Source organism: Chryseobacterium sp. A321, assembly GCF_054489265.1.
This window is the reverse complement of record NZ_JBTMWZ010000001.1, coordinates 125,590-146,043: the sequence shown is the minus strand read 5'-3', so window position 1 is coordinate 146,043 and position 20,454 is coordinate 125,590. Positions and strand designations below refer to the sequence as shown.

The 20,454-nt window shown below is 40.2% G+C and carries 20 protein-coding genes and 1 riboswitch; of the genes, 11 read left to right on the top strand and 9 right to left on the bottom strand.

Features of this window, described 5'->3' with window-relative positions:
- Positions 1-485: 485 nt before the first annotated feature.
- From ACX3PZ_RS00720 to pafA, 3 genes are all read left to right on the top strand, one after another.
- Positions 486-1,499, top strand: coding sequence for a nucleoid-associated protein (locus ACX3PZ_RS00720; RefSeq protein WP_459111789.1), 1,014 nt, complete (start codon positions 486-488; stop codon positions 1,497-1,499).
- Between the two features lie 149 nt (positions 1,500-1,648).
- The gene (locus ACX3PZ_RS00715; protein WP_459084458.1) at positions 1,649-2,575 is read left to right on the top strand and encodes a malate dehydrogenase; all 927 of its coding nucleotides are present in this window, start codon (positions 1,649-1,651) and stop codon (positions 2,573-2,575) included.
- A 241-nt stretch (positions 2,576-2,816) separates the two neighbouring features.
- Positions 2,817-4,460, top strand: coding sequence for an alkaline phosphatase PafA (pafA, locus tag ACX3PZ_RS00710; protein WP_459111788.1), 1,644 nt, complete (start codon positions 2,817-2,819; stop codon positions 4,458-4,460).
- A 195-nt stretch (positions 4,461-4,655) separates the two neighbouring features.
- On the opposite strand, the gene ACX3PZ_RS00705 is transcribed toward pafA, so the two are convergent.
- Both ACX3PZ_RS00705 and ACX3PZ_RS00700 read right to left on the bottom strand, forming a co-directional pair.
- Complete coding sequence (locus ACX3PZ_RS00705; RefSeq protein WP_459084460.1) at positions 4,656-5,183, bottom strand: DUF4136 domain-containing protein; 528 nt, start codon at positions 5,181-5,183, stop codon at positions 4,656-4,658.
- Positions 5,180-5,368, bottom strand: a complete 189-nt coding sequence (locus tag ACX3PZ_RS00700; RefSeq protein ID WP_459084461.1) for a DUF5522 domain-containing protein — start codon at positions 5,366-5,368, stop codon at positions 5,180-5,182. The genes ACX3PZ_RS00705 and ACX3PZ_RS00700 overlap by 4 nt, the downstream gene beginning before the upstream one ends.
- Positions 5,369-5,411: 43 nt before the next feature.
- On the opposite strand from ACX3PZ_RS00700, the gene ACX3PZ_RS00695 reads away from it, so the two are divergent.
- The 3 genes from ACX3PZ_RS00695 to rpoN all read left to right on the top strand — a co-directional run bounded on the left by ACX3PZ_RS00695 (position 5,412) and on the right by rpoN (position 8,885).
- Positions 5,412-5,744 carry a hypothetical protein gene (locus ACX3PZ_RS00695; protein ID WP_459084462.1) on the top strand — a complete coding sequence of 111 codons (333 nt, stop codon included), beginning with the start codon at positions 5,412-5,414 and terminating at the stop codon, positions 5,742-5,744.
- Between the two features lie 132 nt (positions 5,745-5,876).
- On the top strand, positions 5,877-7,328 hold the full coding sequence (gene asnS / locus ACX3PZ_RS00690; RefSeq protein ID WP_459111787.1) for an asparagine--tRNA ligase: 1,452 nt from the start codon (positions 5,877-5,879) through the stop codon (positions 7,326-7,328).
- Positions 7,329-7,406: 78 nt separating this feature from the next.
- Positions 7,407-8,885 carry an RNA polymerase factor sigma-54 gene (gene rpoN, locus ACX3PZ_RS00685; protein ID WP_459084464.1) on the top strand — a complete coding sequence of 493 codons (1,479 nt, stop codon included), beginning with the start codon at positions 7,407-7,409 and terminating at the stop codon, positions 8,883-8,885.
- Positions 8,886-8,958: 73 nt separating this feature from the next.
- Here the strand turns inward: rpoN and ACX3PZ_RS00680 are convergent, their stop codons facing one another.
- A complete protein-coding gene (locus ACX3PZ_RS00680) occupies positions 8,959-9,636 on the bottom strand; it encodes a beta-carotene 15,15'-monooxygenase (protein ID WP_459111786.1) in 678 nt (225 codons plus the stop codon).
- Entirely contained in the window at positions 9,629-10,126 is a 498-nt protein-coding gene (locus ACX3PZ_RS00675) for an RNA polymerase sigma factor (RefSeq protein WP_459084466.1), read from the bottom strand. The genes ACX3PZ_RS00680 and ACX3PZ_RS00675 overlap by 8 nt, the downstream gene beginning before the upstream one ends.
- Before the next feature lie 174 nt (positions 10,127-10,300).
- On the opposite strand from ACX3PZ_RS00675, the gene ACX3PZ_RS00670 reads away from it, so the two are divergent.
- The 3 genes from ACX3PZ_RS00670 (at position 10,301) to hemL (ending at position 13,648) form a co-directional block, all read left to right on the top strand.
- On the top strand, positions 10,301-11,215 hold the full coding sequence (locus ACX3PZ_RS00670) for a 1-aminocyclopropane-1-carboxylate deaminase/D-cysteine desulfhydrase (protein ID WP_459111785.1): 915 nt from the start codon (positions 10,301-10,303) through the stop codon (positions 11,213-11,215).
- Positions 11,216-11,247: 32 nt separating this feature from the next.
- Entirely contained in the window at positions 11,248-12,297 is a 1,050-nt protein-coding gene (locus ACX3PZ_RS00665; RefSeq protein WP_459111784.1) for a glucosaminidase domain-containing protein, read from the top strand.
- A gap of 70 nt (positions 12,298-12,367) precedes the next feature.
- Complete coding sequence (hemL, locus tag ACX3PZ_RS00660) at positions 12,368-13,648, top strand: glutamate-1-semialdehyde 2,1-aminomutase (RefSeq protein WP_459084470.1); 1,281 nt, start codon at positions 12,368-12,370, stop codon at positions 13,646-13,648.
- Between the two features lie 2 nt (positions 13,649-13,650).
- Here the strand turns inward: hemL and ACX3PZ_RS00655 are convergent, their stop codons facing one another.
- Both ACX3PZ_RS00655 and namA read right to left on the bottom strand, forming a co-directional pair.
- Positions 13,651-13,923, bottom strand: coding sequence for a DUF2752 domain-containing protein (locus tag ACX3PZ_RS00655; protein WP_459111783.1), 273 nt, complete (start codon positions 13,921-13,923; stop codon positions 13,651-13,653).
- Positions 13,920-14,972, bottom strand: a complete 1,053-nt coding sequence (namA, locus tag ACX3PZ_RS00650) for an NADPH dehydrogenase NamA (RefSeq protein ID WP_459111782.1) — start codon at positions 14,970-14,972, stop codon at positions 13,920-13,922. The genes ACX3PZ_RS00655 and namA overlap by 4 nt, the downstream gene beginning before the upstream one ends.
- 121 nt (positions 14,973-15,093) lie before the next feature.
- Here namA and cdd point away from each other — a divergent pair, with 121 nt between their 5' ends.
- Positions 15,094-15,576, top strand: coding sequence for a cytidine deaminase (cdd, locus tag ACX3PZ_RS00645; RefSeq protein WP_459111781.1), 483 nt, complete (start codon positions 15,094-15,096; stop codon positions 15,574-15,576).
- Positions 15,577-15,582: 6 nt separating this feature from the next.
- A riboswitch (cobalamin riboswitch) is annotated at positions 15,583-15,772 on the top strand.
- Between the two features lie 102 nt (positions 15,773-15,874).
- Positions 15,875-17,785 carry a TonB-dependent receptor gene (locus ACX3PZ_RS00640; protein WP_459084475.1) on the top strand — a complete coding sequence of 637 codons (1,911 nt, stop codon included), beginning with the start codon at positions 15,875-15,877 and terminating at the stop codon, positions 17,783-17,785.
- Between the two features lie 60 nt (positions 17,786-17,845).
- Here ACX3PZ_RS00640 and ACX3PZ_RS00635 read toward each other — a convergent pair whose 3' ends face one another.
- The 3 genes from ACX3PZ_RS00635 to ACX3PZ_RS00625 all read right to left on the bottom strand — a co-directional run bounded on the left by ACX3PZ_RS00635 (position 17,846) and on the right by ACX3PZ_RS00625 (position 20,411).
- Positions 17,846-19,267, bottom strand: a complete 1,422-nt coding sequence (locus ACX3PZ_RS00635; protein WP_459084476.1) for a CCA tRNA nucleotidyltransferase — start codon at positions 19,265-19,267, stop codon at positions 17,846-17,848.
- Positions 19,268-19,359: 92 nt separating this feature from the next.
- Positions 19,360-19,908: an L-threonylcarbamoyladenylate synthase gene (locus ACX3PZ_RS00630; RefSeq protein WP_459084477.1), complete on the bottom strand. Its 549-nt coding sequence runs from the start codon at positions 19,906-19,908 to the stop codon at positions 19,360-19,362.
- A complete protein-coding gene (locus tag ACX3PZ_RS00625) occupies positions 19,896-20,411 on the bottom strand; it encodes a DinB family protein (RefSeq protein WP_459084478.1) in 516 nt (171 codons plus the stop codon). Before ACX3PZ_RS00625 ends, ACX3PZ_RS00630 begins: the two co-directional genes overlap by 13 nt.
- Between the last annotated feature and the right edge of the window lie 43 nt (positions 20,412-20,454).

Sequence of the window (20,454 nt, the reverse complement as noted above, 5' to 3'; positions counted from 1 at the left end):
TCCAGTAGCGATCTTGGAAGAATGGTAAATTTTAAAGGTTTGCAGCAAATAGTAAACTCGAAAAATTATACCTATTACATTCCAGGAAAACACTTTTTAGCATCTATGGAGGTGCACCAACAAGTGCGCTTATCAGTGGAGTTCGATTCTTTATCTGGAGAGTTGAGGAATTTGTCAGATGCTCTACCTGATGAGTTAAAACAAAAAATCAAAAAATTTAGGAAAACGTACTAATCCTGCAGTTGTGAGCAGAACATCCTTGATATTTGTAGTACTAAAGTATTGAGTTCGGTAGATGTTATTTCTAAATAAGACGTTGGAGAAAATCTAGCAGTTCATTTTAATAATGAGTTTGGCAGCACCATTACAAGCCTGGGGACGGAACTGTTAGTGGGTAAAATGCATTTTTTGTTATTATGAAGAGATTTAGAGCTTTGGAATTAGAAGGAATTAGATACTTTTGCATTTCAACAAAAATCTAAGAAATGTTTTCAAAAATTATAGTACACCGTGTAGGTAATAAAATTAATGGGGAAGGTCTACGTATTTCCTCTGAAGAGTTGGAAGTAGAGGAAGGCATCAAGGAGTCGCTTACTGATTTTTTCTTAAAAGGGTTTAAAAGTGATGAGCAGTTTCAATTCTATAGCGATACCTACTTGAATCAAAATCCCATTTATCAGGCAGTTAACCAGATATTTGAGGATCCTAGTGTGTTTTTGACTGAAAGTGAGAACATTGCGACCCATTTGTTTGAAATCACGCAAAATCCAAGAGTGCAAGGAGGAGATTTGTTTGTGTGCTATTTTGAACCAGAAGAAGGAGATGAAACTTCGGTGGCAAAAGTGGGCCTTTTTAAAACAGAAACCAAACTTCCCTTTTTGAAAATTGAACCCTCAGAGGAGTCATTTGATCTTAACAAGGATTACGGAATTGGACTTACAAAACTTGACAAAGGTTGTGTGATTTATAATGTAGATTCAGATCTTGGATACGCAGTCTCGGTAATAGACCAAAACAAGAATGGAGATGAGTATTATTGGTTTGAAGATTTTTTGAAAGTGAAGCAAAGAAATGATGCCTATTTTCATACACAAGAGACCTTAGCTGTCTATAAAGATTTTATAACCAAACAACTGCCCCAAGAGTTTGAAATTTCTAAGGCAGACCAGGCTGATTTTTTAAACAAATCCATTTCCTTTTTTAAAGATAGAGATCAGTTCGAGTTCGAGGACTTTACATCCAACGTTTTAGAGGATCAGAATGTAATCGAAAGTTTTGTCAATTACAAAACCGACTATGAGCAAGATATGCAAGTTTCCATTGCGGAAGATTTTGTAATAAATGAATCCGCGGTTAAAAAGAATGCTAGATATTTTAAGAGTGTTATCAAACTCGATAAGAATTTTCACATATACGTGCATGGAGATCGCAAGTTAATTGAAACGGGACAAGACGAAAAAGGAAAATACTATCGACTTTATTTTGAAGAAGAAAAATAGGTTGTTTTTTTAAGGGCTGGCCTGAAATTAAAATATGTCGCTTGGAATTGTGTAAAATCGAACTTATTTGTAAATTTGAATACTTTACAAATCTCTCTTTTGTGAGAATCAATTCGAAATTTAAAATCTATTAAAAATCAAATAAAATTATGAAAGTAACCGTCGTAGGAGCAGGCGCTGTAGGAGCTAGTTGTGCAGAATATATTGCCATGAAGAATTTTTGTTCGGAAGTCGTCGTAGTCGATATTAAGGAAGGATTTGCGGAAGGAAAGGCTATGGATTTAATGCAAACTGCCTCACTGAACGGATTTGACACAAAAATTGTGGGAACCACAGGGGATTATAGCAAAACTGCAAATTCAGATATTGCTGTAATTACTTCAGGAATTCCACGCAAACCAGGAATGACACGTGAGGAACTCATCGGAATCAATGCTGGAATCGTAAGTGAGGTTACTAAAAATCTAGTAGCGCATTCCCCAAATGTGATTATTATTATCGTATCCAATCCAATGGACACCATGGCATATCTTGTCCATAAAACATCAGGACTTCCTAAAAACCGTATTATTGGGATGGGAGGAGCTCTGGATAGCGCAAGATTCAAGTATAGGTTAGCAGAAGCGTTAGAGGCGCCAATTTCCGATGTAGACGGAATGGTGATTGCTGCACATAGCGACACGGGTATGCTTCCTTTGATAAGTAAAGCAACAAGAAATGGAGTCCCAGTAAATGAGTTCTTAACCCAAGATCAGATTGATTACGTGGTAGAAGAAACCAAAGTGGGCGGTGCGACATTAACCAAATTGTTAGGTACTTCTGCATGGTATGCGCCAGGGGCTGCAGTTTCCGTCATGGTACAAGCGATTGCTTGCGATCAGAAAAAGATGATTCCTTGTTCCCTTCTTTTAGAGGGCGAATACGGGCAAAATGACATTTGTTTAGGCGTACCGGCTATCATCGGAAAAAATGGAGTAGAAGAAATTGTCAATATTCCACTTAGCGACAAAGAAAAAGAGAAATTTAATGCCGCTGCTGAGGCTGTTAAAGCAGTCAATAACGATCTTAAATTTTAATAAAAGATATCATGATCTTGAACCTCGCTTATGCGAGGTTTTTTTAGGCCTATACCACCAAGATCTTATCAAAGAGCGGTTCAATATCCAGATTATTAAATCTCCATAGGTAAGAATTTTATCTTAATTGGAATTTAAGCAGCGTAAAGATCGGGCTTATGGAATATTAATAAAATGTGAATTTTTTTCGTTGGGCCTTTAAATCGTCTATTTATAGTAAATTTGTCTAAAATATTAAAGCATGCGTAATAATTTGAGATTATTATTTCTTGGCTTGTTCATAAGCCTTAGTCTAGGCGCGCAAACGGCGACGTCTTCCAAGAATCAAACCCCTAAACTTGTGGTCGGACTTGTGGTCGACCAAATGAGATGGGATTATCTAAATCGCTACCAAGATCATTATGGGAATGAGGGTTTTAATCGTATGATTCGTGAGGGGTATAACTTTAGCAATGTAATGATTGATTACATTCCTACGGTCACCGCTATTGGACATACTTCTGTGTATACTGGATCCGTTCCTTCGATTCATGGAATTGCCGGAAATGACTGGCTTGATCGTGAGACCGGAGAGAGTGTCTATTGCACTACCGATACGCAAGTAAAAGGTGTGGGGGCAAGTTCAAACAAAATTGGAAGCCATTCGCCAATTAATTTGAATAGTAGCACGATCACAGATCAATTGGGTATTGCCACTAGCTTTCGTTCAAAAGTGGTTGGAGTATCGTTAAAGGACCGCGCCTCCATTTTGCCGGCCGGACATAATCCCTTAGGAGCCTTTTGGTTTGATGAAGGGAATGGACATTTTGTGACGAGTTCCTATTATATGAATGAACTCCCTAAATGGCTACAAGACTTTAATGCTAAAAACCATGCTAGATCTCTCGTTTCTAAAGGATGGGATTTGGTTTTAAATCCAAAAGAGTATAAAGAAAGTACACGAGATGATGTTCCATGGGAAGGACTTTTAGGAAGTGCGACTACTCCTACTTTCCCGTATAAAAATTTACTTGCTGATTTTGATAAAGACAAAAATGTAATACGCAGTACACCCTTTGGAAATACCCTTACATTTATGGCTGCTACAGCGGCTGTGGATGGGTATGGACTTGGAAAAGATGCAGATCCTGATTTCTTGGTTGTAAACCTTGCCTCCACGGATTATGTGGGGCATAAGTTTGGACCCAATTCCATTGAAGTTCAAGACACTTATATCAGGCTAGATCGTGACTTAGCTGAATTCTTCAAGGCTTTAGATCAGAAAGTGGGCAAAGGAAATTACCTGGTCTTTTTGACCGCCGACCATGGAGCGGCTCATTCTGAAGGTTACATGAAAGAAAACAAGCTGAAAAGTGGCTTTTTTGCCCCAGAACTTATCGCAGATTTAGAAAAGGAGTTGAAAAAGGAATTTGGAAAGCAAGATTTAGTTTTAGGTTTTCAAAACTACCAAGTGTACTTAAATAAAAAAACAATTAAGTCTGCAGATCTAGAATACGATGATGTGGCAAACCATGTGGTCGACTGGCTGAATCAGGAGAAAGGTGTTCTCTACGCAGTTGAGCTAAGGGAACTTCCAGAGGCAGCAATTCCAGAACCGATAAAGACTCGAATGATCAATGGGTATCATTGGCAGCGGAGTGGCGATATTCAGATTATTCCACAAGATGGTCTTTTGCCTTCCTATTCAAAAACAGGGACAACACATACTGTTTGGAACTCTTATGATTCGCACATACCTCTACTCTTCATGGGAACTGGGGTCAAAAAAGGGTCTAGCTCAAAGCCTTATCATATGTCCGATATTGCTCCTACGTTAGCGCAGATGTTAAAAATAGAAAATCCAAGTGGAACTATTGGGAATCCTATTTCAGAACTATTAGATTAGGGTAATCTTCTCGCGTTATTGCGCCTGATAAACAAAAATTCCGAGTCTATTCGACTCGGAATTTTTTGTCGAATGAAGGTGACGTGTAGGCGTAATGTGCAACATTCCATTCCTTCGCTCGATTGTTTAAATATCGCGTAAAAAAAATCAACGAGGCATTTAGTCTCGTTGATTGTATAGTAGATAGACAGTGGGTTAATTTGCTTTCGGCGGATAATTTGCCATCATTTCTTCGATGATTTGTGGGATCTGTTTTTGCTTTTGTTTTGGAGAATCCACGGAGATTCCGTCGCCGATTCCTTGCCAAACCAATCTCTGGGTTTTTGCATCGATTAGATCAATGACAAGGCCCCCGCGGTTGTAATTGGTGCTCCAAGTTCTTTGCATTCCAAAGCCCCAGCCCCAAGGGCTACCCCAACCGTATAGGCCGTAAGGGTTTGAAGTGTGGATGTCATTTACATTTTTATGCCTTGCCTTTACATTTATGATAAGTTCAGGATTTTGTGAAGGTGTAAGTCCTTTGGTTTGAAGTTGCTTCGAGATTTCATTCAAAACTCGGTCTTTGTCAATGTCATTTAATTTCAAATCTTGAATCCGAAGTTGGTAAGTACGGTATTGATTGAAATTGGTAGTTTCTGCATAATCAGAGCGAACTTGGAAGGGGCTACAAGAGGCCACTACTAAACTCGCCGCTATGAATAAAAGGAACGTGTATTTTTTCATTTTGATTTGTTTTTATCTTGGTTTTTTTTAAAGGTATCCGTTTTCTTGTCGTAGCCATAGGGGCAATGCTTGCATCCGTTTTTACAACAAAACCCTCTTTTCAAATGGTAGTTTTCCGTAAAAACTCTGTATCCTTGCTCGTTATAATAATAGTCTTCATTTTCTTTGATAGGTAGACGAGACATAAGTTAAATTTTAAACTACATTTTTTTTGATTAGTTTTGAACTATGGTTGTGGTCTGTTCAATACTTCTCAAAAATACGAAAATAAATGGCATCACGCTATTTCCATTTGTGATTTTGCGCTCTAAACAGGATTTAGAAGATTCTGTGTTGCTTAATCATGAACGAATTCATCTGCGGCAACAACTTGAACTTCTGGTCGTTTTTTTTTACCTATGGTATGTGATTGAATACTATTATTGGTTTTATAAATTGAAAAATGGTCCTCAAGCGTATAGGCGTATTTCTTTTGAAAGAGAAGCGTACGCTATGGAGCACGATAGGGAATATCTTCAAAAACGAAAACTTTGGAGCTTTTACAAGTTTCGAAAAATATAGGACTTTGGTGGTTTTTAGTAGGCAGTAAGTCCAATTCATTCGGAAAAATATTCTTTTTTCACGATGGATTTATTTTTGCGCTATCAAAAATTAAGCCAATTTTTATTATCTTTGTCCTCAACAGATGTATCTATGAAAAAGAGTACCCTAAACGACATTCTACAAGAGTACAAGAAAGTACTTCATCATGACCTTACCGTGTACGGATGGGTTAAAGCTTTTCGTTCTAACCGTTTTATCGCATTGAATGACGGTTCGACACTCAACAATTTGCAAATCGTAGTGAATCCAGAACTCGGGTTCAGCGAAGATTTAATCAAGAAAATTAATATTGGATCTTCTCTAAAGATCACAGGTGAAGTGGTGGAAAGCCAAGGAGCCGGTCAAAACGTTGAGATCATCGCAAAAAAAATTGAAATTTTAGGCGACAATTTCTATGAGGAATTGCAAAAGACGATCCTACAGCCCAAAAAACACTCTCTTGAGAAATTAAGGGAAGAAGCGCATTTGCGATTTAGAACCAATTTGTTTAGCGCAGTATTCAGAGTAAGAAGTGCAGTGAGCTTTGCTATACATGAGTATTTCAATAGAAATCAGTTTAGTTATATTAATACGCCTATAATTACGGGAGCAGACGCAGAAGGTGCGGGAGAAATGTTTGGCGTCACGGCGCTAGATTTAAACGACCTTCCAAAAGACGATGCAGGACAAGTCGATTTTGAACAAGACTTTTTTGGTCGCAAGACTTCACTGACGGTTTCGGGTCAACTTGAGGCAGAAACAGCGATGATGGGGCTGGGCCGTGTTTACACTTTTGGACCTACTTTTAGGGCTGAAAACTCCAATACTACTCGGCATTTAGCGGAATTCTGGATGGTGGAACCAGAGGTTGCATTCAACAATCTTGAGGACAACATTGATTTAGCCGAAGATTTCCTGAAATATGTAATCAAGTACGTATTAGAGAACTGCAAGGAAGACTTAGCTTTTCTAGACAAACGTTTTTCAGAGGATCAAAAGCAAAAGCCTGAGAAGGACCGTGCAAAGGAAGGACTCATTGAAAAATTAGAAAATGTAATTGAGAAGAGATTTAAAAGGGTTTCCTACACAGAGGCCATTGAAATTCTACTAAACTCAAAAGAAAATAAGAAGGGTAAATTCCAATACCCGGTCGAGGGTTGGGGTGCCGATTTAAAAAGTGAGCACGAACGATTCCTAGTGGAAAAGCATTTTGGATGCCCAGTAGTCCTTTTCGATTATCCGAAAGAAATCAAAGCGTTCTATATGCGCCTGAATGAAGAGGAGAAAACGGTGGCTGCAATGGATGTTCTATTCCCAGGCATAGGCGAAATCATTGGGGGATCCCAAAGAGAAGAACGTCTTGAAGTGCTTAAGAAAAAGATGGAGGAAATGGAAGTGGATCAGCAGGAGCTTTATTGGTATTTAGATACTCGAAAGTTTGGATCCGTTCCCCACGCTGGATTTGGATTGGGTCTTGAAAGACTCGTTCTATTTGTGACCGGAATGACCAATATTAGAGATGTGATTCCGTTCCCTAGGACCCCAAAAAGCGCAGAATTTTAATAATTATATAAAATATTTCGGAAAGCCTATAGAATCCCCCGATAGAATAGCCGTTATTTTTGTAGCTTGAACTGATATATGTTAAAACAAAATTTACAACTTAAACTAGGCCAGAAACTGGCTCCTCAACAGATTCAATTGATGAAACTGATTCAGCTTCATACACTTGAATTTGAAGAAGAGTTGGAGCGAGAGTTGGAGGAAAATCCTGCCCTTGAAAGGACGAGTGAAGAGGAAAAGGAAGGGGACGATTTTGAGGACGGTGCGGAGTATGAAGAGGAAGGGACCGAGACAATCGATACGGATTTTGATGTGAATGAATATCTTTTCGACGATGAACCCTCCTATAAAACCGCTTCAAGCAATTATTCAGCGGATGACGAAGAATTTGACAATGAAAGTCTTCTCACGGAAGGGCAGACCCTGTACGATTACTTGATCGAACAGATTCGCCTAATTAATATCGGAGAAAATGAACTAAAAATAGGGGAATATATAATTGGCAACCTAGATACAGACGGCTATTTAAGACGTGAAATTAAGGCGATTGTAGACGATCTGGCTTTTTCTCAAGGGATCTACACGACCAAAGAAGAGGTTGAAAATATCCTGGAGAACTATTTGCAAAAACTAGATCCTCCGGGAGTGGCGGCAAGAAGCCTGCAGGAATGTCTTCTGCTTCAAATTGAAAAGAAAGTCACACGCGATAAGTCTGTTAGTTTAGCTGCAAATATCCTTCGCAATCAATTTGATGCTCTGACCAATAAGCACTATAGCAAGATCATGCAGAAGTACGATGTGGAAGAGGAGGATCTCAAAGATGCGTTAGAGGAAATATCAAAACTTTCTCCCAAAGTTGGTGGGAATTTTGATACCCAAACAATCACAATCAACCAGGAAATCATTCCGGATTTTGTAATTCAAATCAAGGAACTAGCCAAAGGAAAATTCGAAGTAGTTCCTTTGCTTAATAGCAAAAATGCACCTACTCTAAGGGTTTCTGATGAATACAAGGAGATTCTCTCTACGTATTCCCATGACAAAACTTCGAGTGAGCACAAGCAAGCAGCACTGTTTATTAAACAAAAGCTAGACGCTGCAAAATGGTATATTGATGCTATTAACCAAAGGCAGAATACACTGCTTCAAACCATTACTGCGATTGTGAAATTGCAGAAGGAATACTTTTTGACTGGAGATGATAAATCCCTTAAACCCATGATTCTGAAAGATGTCGCTGACATCACTGGGTTTGATATATCGACCATTTCGCGGGTTGTGAAAAGTAAATATGCAGATACGCCCAATGGTATTGTCTATCTAAAAGATCTTTTCTCAGATTCGTTAACCAACGACGATGGTGAAGAGGTTTCTACCAAAGAGATAAAGATGCACTTGCAGGAAGTGATTGATAATGAAAACAAAAGAAAGCCTTATACGGACGATGCGCTGGTCGGTTTGTTAAAAGAAAAGGGGTATAATATTGCTCGTAGAACGATTGCTAAATATCGTGAACAGTTAAGTATTCCCGTAGCTAGATTAAGAAAGGAATTGTAGCATTCTGCTTTCTAACAAAGAAAAGCATCTTATGCGAAATTAAAATAGGCGTACTTTTTAAAGTACGCCTATTTTAATTTTCGTTTGTATTTTCAATCTGCTGAAGTTGTTTTAAGTTTCTACCTAAGCGACCCATTAATATGCCATAAACCAGACGGTAGTACCCCCAGATTAGAACCACACTCAGGATCGTTGAGACGATCATACCTGTAGCAAGTCCATAAAGAGTCGGACTGTCTATTTGAACGTTTTCTTGGTATAAAAGAGCAAAGAGGAAAGTAATAATCATTCCAATAAACAGGACGATTAATAAAATGTTTACCAGTATAAATAAATTCACTGTTTTTCGAAATGCTACAATTTGTAGTATGAATTTTTTTAGATTTTCCTCAACTTTGATTTTTTTGTATGCCCTGTAGAAGCGCACCACAAACAGGCTGCTCACGAGGAGACTTGACACTTTCATTACCGTATACAACACCGAGAATATTTCGCGGTACTGATCGGGATTTTCAATTCCTAATTTTCCAATGGTTTTCATGAAATCACCCAAATCGTCTCCACTTAGGATGTAATACAAAGCGATGGCAATAAAAAGGGTGAACTCTGCGATGCTTATATAATAAATGTATTTCACATAATTACGTGACTTCTTATTGAGCATTTCAAGGATTTCTGGCGCTCCGTATTTTTGAGTAAGTGGCTGTGTTTGCCACTGCTCTTTCAGGCTATCAAGATCAAATTCAGGCATGCTTTTCCATCAATTCTTTAAGTGTCTTTTTTAGACGGTTCATTTTGACCCGAGCGTTTACTTCGGAGATACCTAACGTTTCTGCAATTTCTCGGTAGGGCTGATCGTCCAAGTACATGACAACGATGGCTCGTTCTACTCTTGGAAGTAATTTAATTACTTTGTAGAGTAGGGCTATCTGAGATTGTTTCTCATCGTTGTCTTCTTCCAGATAATCTCTTTGGTGGTATTCCATGAGTTCATCTGTCTTCGGCGATTTTGTTTTCTTTCGAAATAGCGTAATAGCGGTATTCAGTGCGACGCGATACATCCATGTCGAAATTTTACTTTGTCCTTTAAATGTGTCGTAGCTTCTCCATAATTGTAACACAATTTCTTGGAAAAGGTCTTCTTCGTCTTCCAAAGAGTTTGTATAGAGGCGTGAGACTTTGATAATCAAACCTTGATTATCTTTTATTAATTTGGAAAAGATTTGCTCTTTTTCGCCCACCTCGCGTCGTTTTGATGGCGAAGATATTAAAATCTTAGCATAAAATAGAAGGCTCTATTTAGTTTTATTAAATTTTTGTTTGCTACCCAATAGAGGCTTTGTGCGCGGGGGCTATTGAATTCGGCTGGCAAAATAGGACGAAGTTGTGGGAAATGTTTTAATTTTGAAACCTATATGGAACTGCCATTGAATACCGCTCCTATTGTTGAGCTTCCGATAAAAAAGGAGGTGCGCCTCTTTTTGAAAAGAGAGGATCAGATAGATCCTGAGATTTCGGGGAATAAATTCTGGAAACTTTTCTATCCCATCAAAACTTTACTGGAAAATGAAACAAAAAAACCGGTAATCTATACCTTTGGAGGTGCTTATTCCAATCATATTGCCGCAATTTCTGCGATGGGAAAACGCTTTGGTTTTGCCACCCATGGAATTGTGCGTGGAGAGGAGTTAAAAGACAGTTGGATGCAAAATCCCACTCTTCGTTTTGCCCACCAAAATGGAATGGAATTTAGTTTTGTTTCGAGAGAGGTTTACCGAGAGAAAGGACAAATTGTGCAACTTGTGAAAGCCCTAGCGAAAGATGCAATTTTAATCCCGGAAGGAGGCACGAGTGAATTGGCAGTGGAAGGCTTTAAATATGTTCTAGGGGTTGAAACTCAAAGTTTTGATTATATTTGTGCGCCCGTAGGCACGGGGGGAACCCTTGCAGGGCTTTCCAAATTTGCGGGTCCAAATCAGAAAATCCTAGGGTTTAAGGTCGTTAAGGATGGAAGCTTGGATGCGATTATTAGTCGTCTTTCAGGACGAGAGAATTTTGAATTGATCGAGGCGGCGGAAGCCGGATATGGAAAAATGTCGGTCGAACTCATTGAGTTTGTGAATGCATTTTCGAGTCAGTTTTCGGTGGCGATAGACCCTCTTTATATGGGGAAGATGATGCAGAGTTTACTCGGGTTAATCGAGAAAGATTATTTCCCAAAAGGAACCAGGATCTTAGCCATTCACACGGGTGGTCTGCAAGGAATTGCAGGCGCAAATGAATTTTTGCAATCAAAGGGCAGAGTGTTAATTCAACCTGTAGAGAATTAGAGCAAAACTAATTTAGTTTAAATAGATAAGACATGAAAAAGAGCTTGGTTGCTTTTACGCTTTTAATAATTACATTTTTGAATGGTCAAAGTTGGAAGACAGAAGATCAATACATCCAAAAATTCGCACCCTATGCGGTGGAGGAAATGGAGAAGTACCAAATTCCCGCGTCAATAACCTTAGCTCAAGGTCTATTAGAAACCGGAGGAGGCCAGAGCCGTCTCGCGCAAATGGGCAACAATCATTTTGGAATTAAATGCAAGGAAGAGTGGACTGGGAAAACCATGTCCCATACGGACGATGCGCCCAATGAATGCTTTCGAGTGTATGAAGATCCGCGTGAATCCTACGAAGATCATTCTAAATTTTTACGGTTTCGAAAATACTATCAGAATCTTTTCACGCTAGACATGCAAGATTACAAAGCATGGGCCCATGGACTTAAAAAAGCAGGGTACGCAACGAATCCTAGGTATGCTTATATTTTAATTGATAAGATTGAAAAATTAAAACTGTACGAATTCGATCGTACAAGTTCGAAAGAGACTTACTTTACACTTCTAAAGCTATATCCGGAACTGCGGGAGGATAAGATTTTCATGGCGCAATTAGATCAAACCAATGCGAAAACGGAACCTGTCACCTTAACTGTTCCTTATAAGCAAGTTTCTTATGCGCAAAGAGTGGAGGATGTTCAGCAGTTGCGTTCGGAAGCGGAACTCCTTCAAGGAATTCTCATTAAAACCCATCCCAATTCTCGAAAGAAATTTGTTATCATTCCTGCCACCACTACCGTTGCATTTATCAGCAATAAATTTAATATTGGAGAGAAGCAGATTATGAAATGGAACGAGCTTTCTGGTCCAGAGCTACAGAAAAACGATGTTTTGTTCCTAGAAGCCAAATCTTCCAAAGCCCTAGTTGCAACCTACGAGGTACAAGTAGGTGAAACCATGCATGACATCGCTCAGAAATTTGGCGTGAAGCTCTCCCAACTTTATTCTAAAAATAGAATGTCTTACGGCGAACAGCCCCGTGTAGGCCAGCTGATTTATCTCCAAAAGCGCAAGCCGAGACGCTAAGTCTCCTTCTAATTTCGTAAATTTGCACACCTTGAACGAAGAGATTTTTTCGTTCTTAAATTGATTTATTATGGTATACCAAAGAAGTTCAGAACTCTTCGATGAGGCGAAAAAATACATTCCTGGCGGGGTGAATTCACCCGTACGTGCCTTCAAATCCGTAGGGGGAGTACCCGTGTTTATGAAGTCGGCGAAGGGAGCCTATTTAACTGACGAAGACAACCGAGTATATATTGATTATATTAATTCTTGGGGGCCCGCAATTCTAGGGCATACACATCCTAAAGTTTTAGAAGCGATTCAACAGCAGGCTGAAAGTGGTTTTTCGTTTGGTACTCCCACCGAACTTGAAACTCAAATCGCGAAATTGATCGTCTCCAAAGTACCCAATATAGACCAAGTTCGTATGGTTTCTTCAGGGACTGAGGCTTGCATGAGCGCCGTGAGGTTAGCTCGAGGATGTACTGGGAGAGATAAAATTGTAAAATTTGAAGGATGTTACCACGGTCATTCGGATTCGTTCCTAATTAAAGCAGGAAGTGGAGCTGCGACCTTCGGGAATCCGAATTCTCCAGGAGTGACGAAAGGAACAGCGAAAGACACTCTACTTGCAAAGTATAATGACTTAGAGGGCGTAAAGTCACTTTTTGAAAAAGAAGGAAGCGATATTGCCGCAATCATTATTGAACCGGTAGCGGGGAATATGGGATGTGTTCTACCCGAAGACAATTTCTTGCAAGCCCTTAGAGACCTATGCGACCAACACGGTGCACTTTTGATTTTTGATGAAGTAATGACAGGCTTTCGTCTTGCTTTCGGGGGAGCGCAACAGGTTTTTGGTGTTCGTGCAGACCTCGTCACGTTTGGAAAAGTAATAGGAGGAGGAATGCCGGTGGGCGCTTTCGCAGGGCCGAATAAAATTATGGATCATCTTGCACCTAAGGGTGCCGTTTATCAGGCCGGTACGTTGAGTGGGAACCCTTTAGCGATGAGAGCCGGGCTAGTGACTTTAGAACAAATTCTAGGAGACGAGAAGTTTTATACAAGAATTAACCGTACAGCTGAAATTTTAGACCGTGAAATTTCCATTATTTTAAATGAAAAAGGGATCTCTCATCTGATCAACCGCAAAGGCTCTATGATGTCTTTGTTCTTCGAAACCTCAGAGGTGAAAGATTTCGATCAGGCGGCTCAAGCGAATCACGAGATGTTCAATGAATTCTTTCACCATTTATTGAGCCACGGTATTTATTTACCACCGAGTGGTTTTGAAACTTGGTTTATTTCCGATGCAATAAAAGAACAAGAACTTGAAAAAACATTAGAGGTCATAAGTAAGTTTAAATCGTAAACTTAGAGTAGGTAATAAGAGCCTAGAATAAGGACCACATTAAGGATCACAAGGGGAAGCAGCAAGTTTTGTAGCTTCCTCTTTTTTGTTATGACAAAGAAAAGAAACACGAGTCCAAGTAGTAGTAGAGTGGGGAGCGCGGGATAGGTGCGAAACGATTCGGCACATTCTCCTTTCCAAAGTAAAGCAAGGGCAGTCTGCGCTCCACACCCATAGCACTCAATGCCTAGGTAAGTTTTATAGGGACAACTCCAGAAAAAATCTTCTAATTTCATCCTCGTTTAGCTCGTTCGTATTGCACTGGAAAACTGCAGTTTTCATTGTACTCCATGGCCGTTTGGCTTGCGAGATATGGGTTTCGAAGGATTTCTCGACCTACAAAAATAAGGTCTGCTTTGTCTTGGATTAAAATCTCTTCTGCTTGCAATGCATTGTGAATAAGTCCCACGGCTCCTGTTTTAATCGATGCCTCACTTCGAATGGCTTCTGCAAAGGGTACCTGGTAAGAATCAAATACGGAAATTCTAGCCCCCTGAATATTCCCACCACTTGAGACATCAATTAAATCCACCCCTTTCGATTTCAGAATTTTGGAAAGGGCAATGCTTTGCGATACATCCCAACCCTCTTGCGCATATTCATCCGCAGATAGCCGAACAAGAAGGGGATGCTTCTGATCTAGCAAAGGAGTGATTTGGTCTATAATTTCAAGTAGAAAACGAATCCGGTTCTCAAAGGAGCCACCGTACTGATCCGATCTTTGATTGGACAAAGGCGAGAGGAATTGATGAATCAAATATCCATGAGCACCGTGAATTTCAAGAAGGTCAAACCCCGCGTCAAGCGCACGCTCTGCTGCTTTTTTAAAGGCCTGAACGATCTCTTTGATCTCCTGTTCATTTAATTCGTGTGGAATCTGTTCCGAGTCTTTATAGGGGATTTGAGAAGGTGCGACAGGAATCCAGCCCTCGGAAGCAGGCAATTGAACACCTTCCCAAGTGGAGGCTTTTCTTCCCGCATGCGCAAGTTGGATGCCTACTTTTGAATTCGAATTTTTATGAATAAAAGAAACGATTTTTTCTAGCTCTACTTTTTGCTTATCGTTCCAAAGCCCAAGGCATTTATGAGTTATCCTACCTTCTGGTAAAACGCCGGTCGCCTCCATAATTAAAAGTCCTGTACCTCCCATGGCTCTAGATCCATAATGAACAAAATGGAAATCATTGGGCATTCCATGCTCACAACTGTACATGCACATGGGAGACATCACCCAGCGATTTTCCAATTCTAAATTTCGTAGCTTTAAGGGAGTGAAAAGTTTCATTCGTACTATTTTTTGATTGTATAAGAGGTAAAATTAACCTTTTTTCGTTCATTAACCTAGGCTTGGGCTTTACTCTCGAAGAAAAAGTCCTACATTTACTCCCACTTTATAGATGTTTTAGATGAACAAAGAATTGACCATCGACTATGAATATTTCGATTCCGTTGAGCAGCTAGATGCGATGGAACAGAAACTTTACGAAGCGGCCCAAAAAGCTCGCAAAAACGCGTATGCCCCTTATTCTAAATTCCTAGTGGGCTGTGCACTTTTACTCGAAAATGGAGAGATTGTTTTGGGGAATAACCAAGAGAATGCTGCGTATCCCTCTGGCCTTTGTGCAGAACGTACAGCCATCTTTTGGACTTCGGCAAACTATCCGAGTGAAAGAATTCTTAAATTGTTTGTCATCGGCGGTCCAGAAAGGTCTGTAGAGAATCCTGTACTTGCCCCTCCATGCGGCGCTTGTCGACAAAGCATTCTTGAATATGAAAGCAAGCAGGAACAAGAGATTGAAGTGTATTTTGCGTCCACTACTGGAGAGGTCTGCAAAACACGCTCCATTCGGGATTTGCTTCCGTTTTCATTTGACTCCAGCTTCCTATAATTTTTTAAAGTAAGACTCTTTCTTTATTCGTATCTTCGCCTCGTTCCTAGAACAGGGAATGGTGTGCAATTCACCAACTGTCCCCGCAACTGTAAATCACCGTCGTCTAATTTTTAGAAGAGCCATTTTTACATCCCGTAAGGAGAAGGCCTAAAAATGTGAAAGTCAGGAAACCTATCTAAGAGCACTCGAATTATTATCGCTTTCGGAGGAAAAGCCTGAATATCCCTTGCATTACGGCAAAGGACTTAGACTTTATTTTTTCCGGTAAGTAAACTTTAACCAAAATTTTTCAATTATGAGAAAACGATTAATTTTTGTTGGAGCGCTGCTTGTCGTACAATCAGTAGTGCATGCCCAACAACAACCCGCAATTGGCGAAATTCAAGAGGTAACAATTGCAGGTAAACAGAAGCAGCAACTTTATGCTACCGGTAAGAACGTGATGCTTTTAACTTCCCAAGATTTACAGCGCTTTAAGGGAAGTGACTTAGGCGAGGTACTTCAAAGTGTGAGCGGCATTCAACTCACTGGTGCCTCGAACAACTCGCAAGAACCCAAATTCCCAAAAGTGCGAGGAGGTAAACTTGCCAATGTACTCATCCTAATCGATGGAGTACCCCTAAAAGATGTGACAGGAAACGACTATACCGCTACGGATCTTCGTCTGATTCCTTTGGAGACCATAGAAAGTATCGAAGTTCTTAACGGGTCTTCTTCCGTTCTGTATGGATCGAATGCGACCGTATCGGTTATTAATATTCGAACGCTTGAAAGCGCTCAGAAAAAACTGCAGGGAGTCGCAGGTTTAAAAGGAGGTTCATTTGGTCATTTTGGTCAACAGCTAGCTCTTCGTGGGAAACTAGGGGCTTGGAGCTACAATCTGAATGGAACAAATGAGAAACAGGACGGACTTTCTTCTGCAAAAGGAGAGGGGTTTGATAAAGATGGAAGCGAAAGACAAAGTCTGGGGGCTCGAATCGGCTATGACAGAGATTCTTTTGGATTCTATGCGCAAGGCAATATGTCTCATCATTTCCACGAGGATGATCAGGGGGCCTTTTCGGATGGTAAAGGAAGAGGAGACGACTCCCAACAATTCGTGGGTGTTGGAGGGTATTACAAATACAAAGGTGGACAACTCGTGCTCAATTCACGTTTGTCTGGCTCTGAAAGAACAATTCAGAATTGGAATTCGGACCACTACCGTGATGAGTATTTTTACAAGGGTGAGAATAGCTTTGTAGAACTTTTAAATCACTATACATTTAATCAGCACATTTCTCTAAGTGCAGGAGTTTCCTACGAGACTCAGAAAATGGGATCCAAAGCTCTTCCTTGGGGTGGAGAATCGATGGAAGACGTCCTTGTTTTGAAAGAAACGAAGGTTTCGAATTTTGATGTCTTTGCCAATGCCAATTTAAACTGGGGTTTGTTCCATTTGGACCTAGGCGCCCGAAACACCCACCATTCTGAATTTGGAAATCATTTGGTATACAGTGTAAATCCATTTGTCCTCAAAGAATTTGGTTCAAACTATTATAAAATAGGATATTCTTACGCCACTGCATTCATTGCACCTACGCTCTACCAATTTTATGGAAGCTTACCCTATACAGTAGAAAACAAAGAACTCGTACCGGAAACCAATTCCACGCACGAGGTGAATTTTAGTGTAGGTCGCAAGGACCAGTCTCTTGTATTAAACGGATCTTTCTTTATGCGAAACGAACAAGATGTTTTCGCCTACGTGAACAATCCTGATTTCACAGGACAATTTATTAATGTGAATGAAAACAAAGTGAACGGATTTGAATTGGGATTTGACACCAAATGGCAACAGAAATGGAGACTAGGTGCCAATTTCAGTTTTGTTGAGAAAGAAAATGAGCTTACTCGTTTGCGTCAACCTAAACAGAGGGTAAATTCCTATATCCAGTACGATCCTTTTGAAAGCACTTCACTAGCTCTCTCGCATCAATTCGTTTCCTCCCGCAGTGACTCCTACTGGGATGATCAAAGTGCAAGTGTGAAAGATGTGAATTTGGAAAGCTACCACGTGTTTCGCTTAAGCGCGAATCAGAAGATCACGAAGGCCTTACAAGCGAATTTAAATATTGGAAATCTTTTTAATAAGTCCTACACGGACGTTGCAGGCTACACGACGCTTCCTCGTTCCTACATGCTAGGGGTTGAATATCAATTTTAAGAAGTATAAAGAAGAACAACAAAACCACCAGAATCAAATGATTTGGTGGTTTTGTTTGTTTTATTTCTGTTTTACATTTAGTTTTTCAGCTTCCTTAATCACATAGGAAATCGCCTGGGATTTTTCATTTTCAATTTCACCCTCTAAAATAGCTTCTTTGACTTTCTCCTTTAGGATTCCAATTTCACGTCCGGGGGATAGATTGAAAAGTGCCATGATTTCTTCTCCAGAAACAGGAGGTTGAAAATTTCGAATCTGATCTTTCTCTTCGACTTCCTTGATTTTGCTAGCCACGTAATCAAAATTCTTTTTAAAGTTACGCTGTTTTTTTGAATTTTTGGTGGTGATATCGGCTTTGCATAAAGTGAATAGATCCTCCATATCTTCCCCCGCATCAAATAGCAAACGTCTAAGGGCACTGTCAGAAGTATCGTCGGTAACCAGTGAAATAGGTCGAGAGGATAGTTTGACAAGTTTTTGCACATATTTCATGTCTGAACCTAGTGGAAGTTTAAGTCTTTGAAAGAGCGTTCTTACCATTTTTGAACCTAGGTATTCATGGCCATGAAAAGTCCAGCCTATTCCATCGACGAATTTTTTAGTGGGTGCTTTTCCCACATCGTGGAAAAGAGCGGCATAGCGCAAATATAAATTCTCTGTGAACAAGGAAATGTTGTCCACTACCTCAAGGGTATGGTAGAAGTTGTCTTTATGGGTTTGTCCCTCAATTTCTTCTACTCCTTTTAGCGCAACAAGTTCGGGAATAATTAGGTTTAATAAACCCGTTTCTTCCATAAGGCGTAGGCCAAGGGACGGTTTCTGTGAAAGCATTATTTTATTGAATTCCACCATGACCCTTTCCATGGAGACTATTTTTATTCGCTCTGCTTGCGTCGTAATGGCGGCTAGGGATTTGGGTTCTATCGTGAAATTCAAGGTAGAAGCAAATCGGAGCGCACGCATCATTCGAAGGGGGTCGTCACTATAGGTTTGCTCAGGTTCTAAAGGGGTTCGAAGGATTTTGTTTTCAAGATCTTCAATGCCAAAGAATGGATCAATGAGCTCTCCGAAAGACTCAGGATTAAGCGAGATCGCCATGGCATTGATGGTGAAGTCGCGACGCATCTGATCGTCTTTTAAACTGCCAGATTCGACATTGGGATTGCGGCTGTTTTCCGTATAACTTTCCTTTCTTGCGCCAACAAATTCAAGTTCAAGCCCCTTGTGCTTGAACATAGCCGTTCCATAGGTTTTAAAAAGTGAAACCTTAAGATTGGGTCCAAGTTCCGATGCCACGGCCGTGGCAAGTTCTAAACCAGAGCCTTCCGTGACAAAATCAATATCTGTAGGTGTGTCTCTTTTTAATAAAAGATCACGCACATAGCCTCCCACAATATAGGCGGATTGGCCCCGTTGCTCGGCGATTTGCGAGATCGTTTTGAAAAGCTTGAAATTTTTATTTTGTACTAAATTGAGTTTCATATTGACAAAAATCCTTGGATTTAGTAAGGACAATGGGTGCTCCAGGTGTGGCAAAGTTCCCTTCCTGGCAAAGATACGAATCCTTTAGAAAATTACTCACGTATCACGTGGATTCGATTGTCACTCCAAATGCGAATGATGGAAGAACCTGAAAACGTAGAAACGCGATCTTGGTCCTGATTGACAACAAAGTCAACATTAGAGACAATGTCTTTATGGATGTCCGAAAACTGCAGAGGACTTTTGTCGCCACTTAAATTGGCTGAAGTGGAAACCAAAGGGCAATTTATTTTTGAGATTAGTTTTTTCAAATAGGGCTCTTTGGTTAAGCGAATACCTATGCTCCCGTCGGGTGCCAAAAGCTCTTTTGGAAGGCCCTTCGGCTGGTCGTAGACTAGGGTCAGTGGTTTCTCCGCAAGATCGATGAGTTCCCAAGCAATGGAGGGTACTTCCACGAGGTCCATCAATCTTTTCTCGTTTTCCACTAGGATGATCATGGATTTGCTCTTTTCTCTAGACTTAATCTCGTAGATGCGAAGAATGGCTTCTAGACTAGTAGCTTTGCAGCCTAAACCCCAAATTGTATCGGTGGGGTAAAGAATGACCCCGTCGTTATTTAAAACCTCAATTACTTGTTCCATGGTGCCTTTTGAAAATAGCGAGTTTTAAGAATTTCATGATGATGCAAATGATGGCCTAACAGGAGTTTGCCAAGTTGTTCGACTTGGATTTCGTGGCCGTTTGCTACGCCGGAAAAATGCAGACTCTCTTTTGGGAGTGCTTGAAAAAATAGGAAAGTAGATTTTCGTACACACTTAAATTCTTCTAGCATCTCAGAGAGAGGGCGAGCATTTGCCGCCGCATTTTGGGCATAAAGTTCCTCGTCCCATCCTTGCAGTGGCTGCGTATCCTTACGTGAAAAGCGTAGGGCACGGTAAAGGAAAATCCTTTCGGCATCGATAAGATGTTGCAAGACTTCTTTGATACTCCATTTGCCATCTTGGTATTGAAACAGGGCCTGCTGGTCGGAAAGTGGACTAAGCAAGTCTAGCGTTTTTTGTTTAGAAAGAAGGAGTTGTTGCTGCCAATTTTCACTGGAGGTTAAAGAAATATAGTTCTCTAAATATTGAGTAAAGTCTGTCATGGTACTAAAATTAGATCAAAAAAGAACGGCAAGGCCGTTCTTT